The 13,217-nt window shown below is 69.1% G+C and carries 12 protein-coding genes; 3 read left to right on the forward strand and 9 right to left on the reverse strand.

All coding sequences use genetic code 11. The features are described from left to right. Positions 1–1,581, reverse strand: a 1,581-nt coding sequence (locus ABS64_RS14285) for an FtsK/SpoIIIE domain-containing protein (protein WP_292684406.1), incomplete at its 3' end; no start/stop codon positions are given. A gap of 419 nt (positions 1,582–2,000) precedes the next feature. On the opposite strand from ABS64_RS14285, the gene ABS64_RS14290 reads away from it, so the two are divergent. Next, on the forward strand, positions 2,001–2,555 hold the full coding sequence (locus ABS64_RS14290) for a hypothetical protein (RefSeq protein WP_292684408.1): 555 nt from the start codon (positions 2,001–2,003) through the stop codon (positions 2,553–2,555). Here ABS64_RS14290 and ABS64_RS14295 read toward each other — a convergent pair. From ABS64_RS14295 to ABS64_RS14330, 8 genes are all read right to left on the reverse strand, one after another. Beyond that, on the reverse strand, positions 2,546–3,127 hold the full coding sequence (locus ABS64_RS14295) for a hypothetical protein (protein ID WP_292684410.1): 582 nt from the start codon (positions 3,125–3,127) through the stop codon (positions 2,546–2,548). The two genes, ABS64_RS14290 and ABS64_RS14295, sit on opposite strands and share 10 nt — an antisense overlap. Before the next feature lie 99 nt (positions 3,128–3,226). Continuing rightward, the gene (locus tag ABS64_RS14300; RefSeq protein ID WP_292684412.1) at positions 3,227–4,612 is read right to left on the reverse strand and encodes a M23 family metallopeptidase; all 1,386 of its coding nucleotides are present in this window, start codon (positions 4,610–4,612) and stop codon (positions 3,227–3,229) included. Then, the gene (locus tag ABS64_RS14305; RefSeq protein ID WP_292684414.1) at positions 4,612–6,588 is read right to left on the reverse strand and encodes a hypothetical protein; all 1,977 of its coding nucleotides are present in this window, start codon (positions 6,586–6,588) and stop codon (positions 4,612–4,614) included. Before ABS64_RS14305 ends, ABS64_RS14300 begins: the two co-directional genes overlap by 1 nt. Then, complete coding sequence (locus ABS64_RS14310; protein WP_292684416.1) at positions 6,585–9,104, reverse strand: ATP-binding protein; 2,520 nt, start codon at positions 9,102–9,104, stop codon at positions 6,585–6,587. Before ABS64_RS14310 ends, ABS64_RS14305 begins: the two co-directional genes overlap by 4 nt. A gap of 11 nt (positions 9,105–9,115) precedes the next feature. Further along, entirely contained in the window at positions 9,116–9,604 is a 489-nt protein-coding gene (locus ABS64_RS14315) for a hypothetical protein (RefSeq protein ID WP_292684418.1), read from the reverse strand. 69 nt (positions 9,605–9,673) lie between these two features. Then, entirely contained in the window at positions 9,674–9,949 is a 276-nt protein-coding gene (locus ABS64_RS14320; RefSeq protein WP_061018411.1) for a hypothetical protein, read from the reverse strand. Positions 9,950–9,979: 30 nt separating this feature from the next. After that, positions 9,980–10,957, reverse strand: coding sequence for a conjugal transfer protein (locus ABS64_RS14325; protein ID WP_292684425.1), 978 nt, complete (start codon positions 10,955–10,957; stop codon positions 9,980–9,982). Continuing rightward, complete coding sequence (locus ABS64_RS14330; RefSeq protein ID WP_292684421.1) at positions 10,957–11,187, reverse strand: hypothetical protein; 231 nt, start codon at positions 11,185–11,187, stop codon at positions 10,957–10,959. The genes ABS64_RS14325 and ABS64_RS14330 overlap by 1 nt, the downstream gene beginning before the upstream one ends. A gap of 295 nt (positions 11,188–11,482) precedes the next feature. Between ABS64_RS14330 and ABS64_RS14335 the strand changes: the two genes are divergently transcribed. Beyond that, positions 11,483–12,253 (forward strand): hypothetical protein, encoded by a 771-nt coding sequence (locus ABS64_RS14335; RefSeq protein WP_292684423.1) that lies wholly within the window; start codon positions 11,483–11,485, stop codon positions 12,251–12,253. A gap of 742 nt (positions 12,254–12,995) precedes the next feature. Beyond that, positions 12,996–13,217 (forward strand): ParA family protein (locus ABS64_RS14340; RefSeq protein WP_292684427.1); only part of this gene is annotated, 222 nt, incomplete at its 3' end.

Consider the following 13,217-nt stretch of genomic DNA (forward strand, 5'->3'; position numbering starts at 1 on the left):
GTCGGACTTGTCGAGCTTGGCCGGGTCGGGCGTGTAGAAGGTCTGCACTTCCACCGGAAGCGACTCGGCGCTGAGGGTGACGCCGCGGCCGCGCTTGTTGCGAGGCAGCGCGACGCCGATCGCCGGAGAGTCCCACATCATCATCGCGCCCTGCGGGGAGAGCCGGCCGAGGGAGAGTCGGGCTCCGAAGTTGTCGCGCATTTCACCGCCGAGGAACTCGACGTCGGGGCGCTGGATGCCCAGCAGCATGTGGATCTTCGCGCTTCGCGCCAGACGGGCCAGATCCGACAGGAGCTCGAGCACCGGCGCCTGAGTGGGCGCCCCCTTCGGCTTCACCGTCTTGTACCAACGCTGCACGCGAGCCTTGAACGTCGCGTACTCGTCGATGATCAGTGCGAGCGGCTCGAAGTCCTCGAGGCGGGCGGTGCCCTCCTCGAGTTGGGTGTAACGCTGCTCCATGAGCTCGTGCGCTGCGTGCAGCATCCGCACCTGGTGCTCGACGCGGGCCGCGACGAGCTCGACGTTCGGCCAGGTGCGGAACCCCGCGAACTCGATCCGCTTCCCGTCCAGCACCCACACCCGCCAGCGGGCCTGCGCCAGGTGGGTGAGCACCGTGTGCTGGAACGACGTCTTGCCCGAGCCCGTTCCACCGATGACGAGCATGTGCGGGGAGACCGAGGGCTGCCATGTCTGCACCGACCCGTCCTCGTCGACGCCGATCGGGATCTTGAACGCCTTGTACTCGGCGTGCGTCAGCTGCTTCGTCGACGGCGCCGGCTCGTGCAGCACCATGTCGGGCATCGGGGGACGGATCTCGAAGGTGACCTCATCGCCCTCGAGATCCCAATGCGCCCGCCAACGCCCCGGCAGCATCGAGGAGATCACCTTCTCGATCTGCATTCGTCGCGCCGGGATCGCCAGCCGCGGCCCCATGTCGTGCTTGACCTTCATCTTGCGGACGTCGTTGGATTCGGGGTCGGTGGTGACCTCGACCTTGGCGCTCTCCCCCAGCAGCAGCTTCGCGACCTGCTCGGCCCGCTGCTGCTCTCGAGAGACCGGCGTGGTCGGCGGCGCGAGCTCGAGCACGATGAGGCAGCGGCGGGGGACGTGCTTGAGCACGCGGTACTCCTCGCCGATGCGGCGCGAGAACGACGTGACGATCTGATCGACGAAACGCACATCACGGTCGTCGACGTGGGAGGCATACCGGATCGTCACCTTGCGAGGAACGCCGACCCACCCGCGGGTCCACTTCACCGCCCGGACCAGATCGCGCGACGGACGCTGCGCACCCAGCGACGGCAGCACCGCCTCGATGCCCGGATCGAGCCGGCTCTGCTTCTGGTAGGTACGGATGCCGGACGCGACCGACACGGCCGCGATCACCACAGCCGCAACCCACACCCACGCGATCGCGTCGGTGAAGCGGGCCTGCATGTTCACTCCGGTCAACACCACCGCGGCCGCCAGCACCACCAGTGCGGGGAAGATCCCCGTCACCTGCCGACGCGGCAGCACTCCCAATGGGGCGACCGGCGCAGACGACGGACGTGCCGGCGGGCGAGCAACTCGAGTCGCCATCTGATGCCTCCTGAACCGGGCCACGGCGATCGCGGCCCTCTGCGTCATATAGGCCCCGCGAACCCCTCTTCGCGGACACGAGGATCTGGATCTGGCAGCTTCGAGCGACCCGGGAACCCGCCGCGCTCGATGTGGCGAGAGGTATTGCGGGCGTAGTGCCGCAGCACTTTCCCGCACATCAGCGCAATATCGTCGCCACCTTGGCGCTTGACAACAGTGGTAGGCTTGCCCCGCATAGCTGAAGCGAAGTCGGAAGCGGAGCGGGGCAAACCCCCCACCGCCGTAAGAAATATCCAGCCCGCAATATCCCCGCAGCATCACCGCATCAGCTGCGCTCTCTCGGCGGCGACCCGGGCCGCACATCCCCCGGCACACGTTCCCTCGCGGGGCCGGTGCAGCAGCTGCGTTAGAAATGGCGAGTGAGCTCCGCGACCGCCAGCACCCTTCTGCCACCCGATCGACGCACCGCGACCCGGTGGGTCATCGGGTGGGTTCTCGTGCCGCTGGGAGGGCTCATCCTTGCCGGCTCGCTCGATCAGATAGTCGATCCGGCGGAACCCTCCGAATTGTTCCAGCGCGCCCTCATCGCCCTCGTCGCAGGGGTGGGCGTGGGCGTCATGGCCGCGGTGGTCGTCGGGCTCGGCTTCGCGATCACGCGCGACCGGGATGCCAGGGGCGCTCTGCAATGGGTGGCCGTTCTCACCATGACGCCGACAGGTATCGGGATCTCGACCTCCGCCTCTCTCGCTCTCAGCGGAGTGGCGGTGGCGCTGACCGGAGCAGCGGGGCCTGCCCTGGTGACCTTCTCGGGCTTCGCGATGCTGGCGCTGGGTCGCTGGCTCGCTCGAGGGTTCTGGGGCGCAGCGTGGAGCGTGGTGCGCTTCGCATTCCAGCGCGCGGTGGGCGCCATGACCTCACCGGCCGCGTCGACGGGTCAGCCGGGTACGGGGACCGCGTCGACGCCTCAGCCCTGAGCGGAGCTCTCGCCGCGACGATTCTCCCACTCGCGCCGCATCCACTCCCCCTGCCGCACCGCCGCGGCCCGGCTGACGCCGCGTGCGGAGTCGGGCGCCGGTGGGAACGGGGTACCGTGATTGTGCCGCTGCTCGAGGTTCGCGGCCGCGTCGACGAACAGCGCCTCGACCACCGATGACAGCGCCGGTGTGCGCGCATCGCGCAGCGCCCACCAGGTGGCCTTGAGTCGCGCGTGCAGATCCGCGGGGAGGTAGTACGCCACGAGCCGGTGACCTTCCGAGGCGCCGCTTCGCGGCCCCTGCGCGCCCCGGGGTGCGGGCGGGAACGGTCGGCCGCCGTTGTGCTCGAGCTCAGCCCTCGTGACGTACTCGAGGAAGATCCCCTCCACGAGCGACGAGAGCGTCGGCGCACCATCCGGGCAGTCGCGAGTCGCCCACCAGGCAGCCTTGAGCCGCGCGTGCAGCGCTGCCGGGAGGTAGTACGAAACAGATCGGTATCCGGTTGCTGTGGTGCGCGCAGCGGGACCGGATACTGCCTGATCGTCGACGTGGGGGGCGTGTCGATCGGTCACACATCACCGTCTGGAAAATGGCGGGCAGAGCCCGCAGGTGTTCGGGTAGTCGGTAGCCTACCCGCCGGTTATCCAGACGTCCGGGGCTCAGCCGCACTGCTACTGGCAGGAACCGGCCGGGCAGAGATCGACGCCCCAGAGATCGAAGAAGTCCTCCGGGTTGACGAAGTTCTGGTGCTCGGGGAGCGTGGCCGGCCTCGGTAGGCGGGTGTCGTTCTGAGAGAGGATCAGCTTTGCGACCTCGGGGTTGGTGTTGTTGGCGACGTTGATCCGCAGATCCAGGTGGCAGCCGCCGGAGGGCGGGACGTTGCCCACGACGCCGATCTGCTCGCCGGCTTCGACGGTGTCGCCGACGTCGACGGTGTCGCCGACGTCGACCGGGCGCTGCGACTTGTACATGTGCAGGTAGGAGACCACGTACCCGTCTGCGTGCTCAATCGACAGCCACAGGGCGCTCGAGAGGGTGACCTTCCCCGGCAGGATCGCGTAGACGGGGTCGCCGCACGGGTTGGGCCAGCGCTGCAGGTCGATGGCGGCGTGCCAGGTGGAGGCCCCGGGGACGCCGCTGCTGCGGGGTCCGTAGCCGCTGGTCATGTTGTAGTCGGAGCGCAGGGGCAGCTGGATCTCGCCCTCGATGCTGCCGCTGCAGCCGCCGCCGGTGATGCCCTCGCCGAGGGTGGCGATCAGCTGCTCGGCCGCAGGCTCCCACTTGTCGTAGGCGTCCGGGAACGCGCTGACCTGCACCGTCTGAGCCGCGACGCCGGGCGCCATGCTCTCCCAGCCCTTGACGTCGAGCAGGCCTCGAGGGGAGCCCCCGTTGGGGCCGGTGGGGCCGCCGAAGAACGCCTTGATGGAGTAGTCGAGATCCATGAGCTCCGCGACGGTTCCCCACCCCGACACGCGCTGCTGGAACGGGTTGACGCTGTCGTGGTCGCTGCCGACCCCATCGTGCGGGTAGTCGAGCGACGCGGGGACGGAGGAGTTGGCGAGCATCCGCAGCCGGGACTCCTGCAAGGCGGTCATCAGCGCGACCTTGAGGCCCTGGTCGGAGACGCCGAGGTCGCGCCCGATCGTGATGATGCGGGTGGCGATCGCGATCTGCTTCTCGTTCAGCGTGACGGTGCCGCTGGTGCCGTAGGGGATCTCGATCGATTGGGGGGCGGCCGCGGCCGCCGGCGCCGCATCACCCGTCGACGAGCTCCCCCAGCCCGTCGACGAGGCGGGCGGCTTCGAGCTCGTCGACGCCGGCGGGGTCGGTGGCGTCGACGTCGCATCCCCCCACGACGCCGAGGCGGTCGTCGACGTGGGGACGCACCCGGAGCCGTCCGATCCCACGGCGCCGGCAGAGGAGGCGATGATGCCCATGAACAGCGCGAGGAACCCGCCGGCGACCATGGCGAAGATCAGGCCGACGACGCAGAGGACCGCGACGATCCGCTTCCACGGCGAACGGCTCTCTTCCTCGTCCACTGTCAGGTCCGTCATCAGCGCGTGAGCTCCCGCGGGCGGTAGGCCTCAAGCTGGCGACGCCGCTCGAGCGAGCGGGCGGATGGCCGCTGGGTCGGGCGAGGCGGCAGCGAGGAGATGTCCTGCACCCCGGTCGCGGCTCTGCGGTGCGCGGTGGCCACGCCCTGCGCGTCGACCTCGATGCGGCTGGCGCGGGTCTCGGCGACCTTGACGACCTTGAGCTCGCCGGCGTCGACGACCTGGGGCGCCACCCGACGTGCGGCGGCGTTGGTGGCGGCGGATGTGGCCTTGGCTGCGGTCTTCCGGGCGATGCTCTTGCCGACGACCACGGCACCGGCCGCGGCCGCGCCGGCGACGCCGCCACTGGCCGCTCCCTTCGCGACGGTGGCGGCGCCCTGCGCGACGGAGGTTGCCGTGGTCGCTGCCCCGAGTGCCTTGCGAGCGGCACCGGGGGCGAGCGAGGGTCCGCGGCCGCCGGAGGGGCCTCTGCCGCCTCCTGCGCCGCCCTGGGGGCCGCGGCCGGGGTCGCGGACCTGGGTGAGCGTCACGGGCTCGGGCTCAGGCTCTGCGGGCTTCTCCGGCAGTGCTGCGGCGCTCGGCTTGGCCGGTCGGCGCTTGATCAGATCCTTCGCGGTGTTGGCCATGCTGGCGATCGCGCTCATCTTCAGCAGGGCGTTGGAGTCCTTCGGGCCGGGCTTCATGCCGAGGCCGAGCTTGTTCAGCTGGCCGGCGACGCCGCGGCCGGCGCGAAGGGTCGCCCGACGCGCACGCCACACCAGGACGATGACGATGATCAGGAAGATGATCAGCAGAACCATCCGCAGCTGGTGCGGGAGGAACCCGGTCTGCCCCATGATCCAGGTGGTCATCTTGAGGTACAGCGCCATCACGACGGTCATCACCGCGAGGCTGATCGCGCCCATGTAGGTGTCCGAGATCGCCTTCCACAGCGGCTCGCGGTTGACCGGGAGGATGCACAGGTACACCAGCAGCATCGACTTGACCGCGGCGACCAGGAAGAACACCACCGACACCATCAGCAGCGCCGCGATCACCATCCCGAACACGAACATGACGGAGACGCCGCCGCCGGCGACCATGGCGTTGAGGATGTTCATCCCGCCGGGGTTGTCGTGCGCGAACCTCGCCGCCTCGGGGGCGCAGTCTCGCAGCGCCGTCTGGGGCTCGCCGGACTGGATGAAGGTGTCGAAGATCCCCTGGCAGTTGTCGGGCAGCACCTGGGCGTAGGAGATCACCTGGTACGGGACGCGCACGAAGATGTCCATCAGCGTCGCGTTGACCGCGGTCGACAGCGTCCCGTCGCTGCTCTGGGCGTCCGGGTCCACGACGATCGAGTTGGCCAGCTGGCTGCCGAACTCCTGCGCGTTATCCAGAACGCCGCCGGTGGCCGTGAGGGTGGCGACCGGGTTGGCGAGCACCCCCACCGCCAGGACGGCGAGGACGGCGGAGACGAGCATTTCCCAGAGGCCGCCGGACACACGCCCGACGTAGAGCGCGATGCCTCCCACCAGGGCGCTGATCATCAGCGCGAAGGGAATCCAGTTGACCGTGCCCAGCTGCTCCTGCACCCACACCGCGAGGGTGTTGAACGGGGTGGCCAGCCAGGCGACCCACTCGAAGCTGAGGAGGAAGTCGAACAGCCAGAGGATCACGCCGGTCGCGAAGTACTGCATCGACCAGAGCAGCTGCACGATGAAGTTGACGACGACCGTGCCCGGGGTCCACACGTCGCCGGCGTTGATGTCGATCACCCCGTACTTGGAGAACGGGTTGCCGTGGCTGTCGGTGTAGTCGACGCCGTCCGGGAGGAAGCTCACCGCGTGCGCGGTCTGGCCCTGGATGAACGTGAAGTACCCGATGAGCGCGACGGTGGCGAGGGTTCTCGCCCACCGAGGGTGCCGGTGCGCCCAGACCCGGGCGCGCCAGGCCCATCCGCCCATCGAGCGGAAGGCGTCGACGTAGAACGTGATCATGAGATCTCCACGGGGGCGGAGGGAGTGGACAGCACCGCCTGACGGCGCTCGGGGCGGGCGGGCAGCGTTTTGCGGAACTTGCCGTAGCGGCCGCGGACGTCGCGCATGATCCCCTCGCCGCGGCGCTCGAGCGGCACCTTCCGGTCGGGGCCGATGGGGCTCAGGTCGGTCATGACCTCGCGGACGAGCTCGGGAGAGACGGGCAGGCCCAGCCAGTCGACGGCGCGCTTGGCGAGGGTCTCGTCGCGCTGGCGCATGACGAAGCGGATGGGGATCAGGCCTCGGGTGACCTCGTCGCCGAAGTCGTGGGGGTCGTGGGAGCCGACCGCGGCCGCGGCCGCGTGCTTGCGGCCGTCACGGAAGAACGTCTGCAGTTCGGCCTGGCCGTCGCGGGAGGCGCTGATGTGGTGGGTCTCGTCGAAGATCGCCAGCGCGAACCGGTGACGGTCCATGAAGCAGACCTCGCGAGTCAGCTGGGCGAGCATCGCGTACATGGCTCGGCCGACGATCTTCTCGATGGGCATCTGCTTGAACAGGTGCTCGTTCTCGACCTCGGCGCGGTCGGGCAGGCTCAGCCCGTGGGTGGTGAACACGACCGCGTCGACGGCTTTGAGATCCAGCGGGGGCAGGGACTCGTCGAACAGAACGGCGCCGAAGTCCTTGGTGGCCACGACACGGATCAGGCCGAGCAGTTCTGCCGCCACCGCGTTCTGCTGCCCCAGCTGCCGCAGGTGCTCGATGAGCGCACCGAGGCTGGTGATCCGGTGCGTCTCCATGTACTCCGCCTCCAGCAGCCCGGACAGCTGCACGCCGCGGGTGTCCATGGTCTGGATGCCGAGCATCAGAGAGAACAGCGACTGCACCATGCGGGCGCCCTTGCGCGGGCCGAGCACCCGCAGCGGGTCCAGCGACCACTGCGGCTCGAGCATGTCGATGACGCGGGTGGAGGTTCCCGGCAGCGACTCGGCGAACGTGGCGTACTCGCGGGCCACGGTGCGGTCCAGCGCCACGATCAGCCCGCCGCGATCGAGCACGTCGCCGGCGACGCTCTTAAGCAGGACGCTCTTGCCGGCGCCGAGCTCGGCGACGACTCCGAAGCTGCCGGAGGAGTCCGCCTGGATGTTGCCGAACAGGTCGACCAGGATCGGGGTGTGCCGGCCGGTGGTGATGTTGTCGCCGAGACGGATGCCGCGGTCATCGCCGAGGGCACTGCTGACGACGGGCAGGCCGGACGCGAACTCGCGGCCGGTGGTGATCTGGGACAGGTCGCGCACGATGCGCGAGGTCGGCACACCCGGCTGCATCGCCCACCAGAGCTCTTCCTGGCCGCCGAGGGGCGCTTCCAGGAGGAAGTCGGAGGCCTTGTAGTCGGCGGCGATGTAGCGGGCGCGAGCCTGCGCGGTGGCGGGGTCGGGACCGCCGACCGCGTAGATCACAGTCGCTTGGACCTCGACCTCTTTGTCGCTGGCGTTGAGGGAGGCGTGGTACGCCGCGAGGGTCTCGGCGACCTGCGCGAGATCTGACCCGCTGCCGGTGATGGCGAGGGTGCCGGACTGCTGGTCGACCTGATCGAGCAGCTGCTCCTCGGCGCGCTTGTTGCGGCGCTTGACGGCGTCGGCGCTGGTGACCGTGAGCCGGATGGCCCAGTCGACGTCGAGCTCGTACTGCTCGACGCGGGAGATCCACTCGACGCCGGGCATCAGCCATCCGCCCTTGGGGCCTCCCACGACGGCCTGCATGATCTGGTAGCTGGGGGCATCGGCGTGCGGGCTCTGCACCTTGAGGTAGCGGCGGTTGAACGGCAGGAACCGCTTGAGCTCGGCCGGAGAGAGGTCGGACTGGCCGCCCTCGTCGAGCCACGGGTTCGGCATGGCGGTGGGCAGCTGAGTGGCGGGCACTTCCGCGATGCCGACGTCGCCGGTCTCGGGGACGGAGCCGTCGATGTCCAGTCCGCGGTGCTGGGAGTGCAGCGCCATCCAGACGTATTCGGCGACGGTGGCGGGGCGCGCGTAGAAGTCGGCGGGGATGCGGTTCTCGATCTCCTGCGCGGCGGCCATGGCCGCGGCGATCTCCGAGTCGGCGGGTGTGGTGCGAGGAAGCGCCAGCTGCTCGCGGAACTGCTCGAGGCCGGCGCGCCAGGCCGCCTGCGAGCGGGTGCGCCAGTTGCCGGCGGACAGGGGGATGGAGAGCCAGTAGGCGCGCTCGCCCAGTGCGATCTCCTCGAGGGAGTCGAGGGTGAGGGCGCATTCCTCGGCCCATTCGGGGTGCTGGCGGATGTCGACGCCGGCGAGCATCTTGTCGACGATGTCGACGGGGTCGCTCGTCGCGCACAGACCGATCAGCAGCGCCTCTCCGCGGAGGGACTGGAAAAGGGCCTGGTGCTGGCCGAGCACCAGCTGGCGGAGCTCGTCGGTGCCGTACCCGTGCGGAAGGCCCTGCAGGCGCCAGGTGGCCCAGATCGTGCCGGTACGGGTCCACATCAGGTGACCGGCGAAAGAGGCTGCGGGAATGCGCATGAGACGTGCTCCTAGTTCGTGTTCTTGGACTGCTGCAGCAGACGCTCGACGGCGCTGACGGCGGCGCGCGGCTTGGCAGCAGGCGCGGGGGCAGGGCGCTCGGGACGGCGCTCGGGCAGTGCCGGGGGCTGCTCGGGGGCAGCGTCCTCGAGCTCGGCGTCCTGTGGGTCCGCCACGGGGGGCGGCATCCGGGTCGAGCCGATCGCCTGGTGCGGACGCGCAAGGCGGATCGGGCGGGCCTGATACCTCCCCCCGTGCGGCTTGAACATCGCCGCGACCGCACCGACGAAGGCGAGGACGAGGTTGCGGCGAGTCATCGGGATGAGTCCGACGAGCCAGGTCACGCCCCAGGCGACACCGACCGTGATAGCCAGATCGAGGAGAGTCGCTCCGGTGCTCCACAGCGTTCGCGTCGCGAGCAGCCCCATGAGAGCCACACCGCCGAAGCCGACCTGGGTGAGCGTGTACGGCCCACCCGGGATGCGAGACCCGTCGGTCATCCGACCGATCATCTTCGGGAATCGGCGCGACCGCGTGTAGAAGCGGGCGATCTCCTCTTTGGCCACGAGTCAGGCAGCCAGGTCGTGACCGACGACGTCGGTGATGGCGGCGGGGGCGGCGTTGGTCTCGTTGTTGATGGTCTGCGAGAACCAGCCGAGACCGTTCATCGTCACCGCCCAGATGACGAAGCCGGCCACCAGCGACGTGACCAGGAGCTTGCCCCAGGCCAGGCGGGTGACGATCGCCACGACGATGACCAGGACGATCGAGGCGAGCAGCGCGAACGCCTGCACGACGCCGGTCCACGTCGAGAAGAGGTTGTTGAGGTATTCGGAGAGTGCCATTGCAGTGCTGTCCTTTCGGTGCGTCCCGGGCTATCGAGACGGGTTGGGTGTGGGGTCGGCGCCGGGCGCGGCGCTTTCCAGTGGGGCGAGATCGACGGACGTCGTCTCCCAACGCCCGTCGCGCGCGGTGAGCGTGAGGGCGTAGGTCGTGGTCAGCCGCTGGTCGCTGGCGCTCGAAACCTCAGCTGTCGCGAGGACGTGCACCACCGATCCCGTGCTGGGGGTGTCACTGGGCTCGACGTCGCTCTTGACGTCGGTGACCGTGATGGTCATGTACGGCGCGGGGGTGATCGCGGAGATCTCCGAACCGGGCGAGACGTAGCGACTGATCTCCCCGGAGCCGGCCAGGTAGGCGGAGAGGAACGCTTCGACCGTCTGCCGGGCGCTCGAGGTCTGCAGCACCGTCTGCCCATACGCCAGACGCACGGCGCTCTCTTCCTTCGCCGGCGCAGCGATCGGGGCGGGCAGACCCACCACCGACAGACCGACGTCGGTGACGCGAACGGTGACGGCGAAGTAGCGGCGCGGCCAGACGGTGGCGCCGCTCTCGCTTTCCATGTCGAACTCCTCGACGTTCGCGGCGACGACCACGCTCATCAGGTCCGACTCGTCCGTCTTCTCCACCGACACCACGGCGAGGTCGCGGTACTTCCATGCGGTGGCCGACAGCTGCCCGACCGCGGCCGGGTTGATGTACGCGGCGAGAGTGCCTTCGTCCTCGCGCGAAGCGCCCAGCCATGCCGCGACGAACGCCGCCCCGTACTCCCCCGCCGACTGCTCCTGGGCGGTCAGCGGGGCGTCGACGGCGACCTGCGCGACCGCTTGGCGAGGCTGCCCGTTGATGGTCGCGTTGACCAACGCGAGCGGCCCGCACGCGACCGCGACGATCAGCGCACCGGTGACGGCCTTCTGACCGAACCCACGTCCGGCCGTCCACTCGCTGCCCTTCGCCGGCGTCGTCTTCGACCCCTTGGACGGCTTCGCTTCCTTCGGCTTGCGCAGGCCCATCACGCACCCCCGCTGAGCTGAATGCCGGCCACCCGCATCGCTGCCGGCGCGGCTGCGCGCAGTTCCGCGAGGGCCGCTTCGACACCCCCGTAGGTGCCCGTGTCGAACGGGCGATCCAGGGTCCGAGCTACCGCATCCTCGAATCCCTGAGTCGCACGGATGGCGCGCGCGGCATCGGGCTTGAAGCTGTCCCAGGTCGGGTCGCTGAGGTTGTCATCCGCCACGGCCACGTTCCCTTCTCGTCGTCGTCTTCACTCCCCCGCACCGGGGGCTCTACGTCATATAGGCCCCCCTTCCGCCGCTTCGCGGACACCGGACGACGAGATTTCTTGCAGGAATATTGCGCCCTTCTAGCCACGCACTTTTCATCCCTGTGACCGGGCTTTTTCTAGGTCTGATCCAGAGTCGCGACTGCCACCGCGCGAGTGCGTGCGCAGATCGCTCCCGCCCTTATCCAGACGTTGACCCTGGGGTGCTGAGGAACGTGGCCGCCGTCAATCGACGTAGCGACGAAGGGCCATTTCCATGCACGTCTACAACGCAGCCACCACCCTCGAGCGGGCACTACTGAATGAGTGGAACAGCACGCTCGCGACCTTGCGCCACGACTACGGCGTCCTCGGCGAGCTCACCGGCGACGAGGCGATCGAGCTCATCCGCCGGCCCCAGCTGGCCGAGGACCGCGACCAGATCCTCAGCCGTCTGCTCGAGCTCGAGCACGGCGGCGACGTCGTCGCCGGCAAGGTGATCCTCAAGTCCTTCCTGCCCCTGGCGTTCCGTCTCGCACGCACCTGCAGCAGCGTTCGCGCCATCTGGCGCAACTCCCCCACCGACGCCACCGCGACCACGATCGGCGCGCTGTGGGAGGTCATTCGCACCTACCCGCTGCACCGCACGAGCTCGGTCGCCGGCAACATCCGACTCGAGTGCATCAAGCTCCTCGAGCGAGGCTTCGGCGCCTCCGCCGACGTCGAGCTCGCAGTCGACGACGAGACCCTGGAGCACCTCGTGAACGCCGACGCCGACACCGAGATCGACGACCCCTTGCGCGACCTCGTCACCCTGTTCACCTGGGCCATCGACAACGGCATCCTCACGGCAGACGAGGTCCGCCTGCTCGCCCGGATCGAACTCGCCGAGGGCAACCCCGGCGAGGAGCGCCAGCAGGCAGCAGACGAGCTCGGCATCAGCCGCGACACGCTCAACCGCCGGGTGCACCGCGTCCGCACGAAGCTCATGACCGCGGTGTGCGGTGACGTGCAGGAGCGAGTCTCCTACGCCCCCCGCCGCAGCTGAGCTCGACCCCCCGATCCGACAAAGCCCCTGGATGGCCCCCAGGGGCTTTGTCACGCCTGCTGGCGCCCTGACACACGCGCACGAACCCGTTCGGCGCTCAGAATCGCTCTGACGGCCGCGCAGGACGTGATCGGCTCCTGCGTCCCCTCCCATCGACACCTATTCGGGTCGATGGAAGCCCCTCGCCCGCCGGGACCGAACCCCCTCCCGCCTGACGTGCTCCGCTCCCCCACCGATCGGCCGCAACATCGCCACCAAGGTCTATAGGCTCATCGGCGCAACACCGACGCACGACCGGTTGCTCAACCTGGGCGCAATAGATCCCGGATGACCAGCGGTCGACAGTCGCAAGCATCGCGCCCCATCCGCGCTCCTACCTTGCCCCATCGGCGCAACATCAAGCGCAATACAGCGGCAATATATGCTGCGTGTGATGCACCAGTATTGCGCCACGTATTGCGCCCGACTGGCGCCGTATCGCCGCCGTGTCGCCACTTGCGTAGCGCAATAGCTTTGCCATACCCCCGGCAGTAGCGCGCATGCTCAGTTGCAACTATGGCGGGGGTCTAGCGCCCTTCTGCCGCCTTAGCTACTCGCATACGCCCCGCGGTATTGCACTCCTGTTGCGCCAGTCTTGCGCGGGTATGTCGGGGGTAGATCGCTAGACTGCCGCCATGAATCTGCACATGTGCTTACTGTCGAGCGTGGCTAATGCGCCACGTCGTCGCAGCGTCACCACCACATCGGCGCTTATGAGGAACGGGAGGGACGGATGAAGGTCATCGCGATCGTCGGGCAGAAGGGCGGGGTCGGCAAGACGACCACCGTCATGAACGTCGCGGCCTGCCTGACGCGCGGTAACCGCGTCCTCGTGGTCGACGTCGACCCGCAGGAGTCCACGACCTGGTGGGCCGAGAACGCGGGGGAGGAGCTGCCCTTCGACTTCACCGCCGACGTCGACCCG

The organism is Microbacterium sp. SCN 69-37, assembly GCF_001724435.1.
Taxonomy (GTDB): Bacteria; Actinomycetota; Actinomycetes; order Actinomycetales; family Microbacteriaceae; genus Microbacterium; species Microbacterium laevaniformans.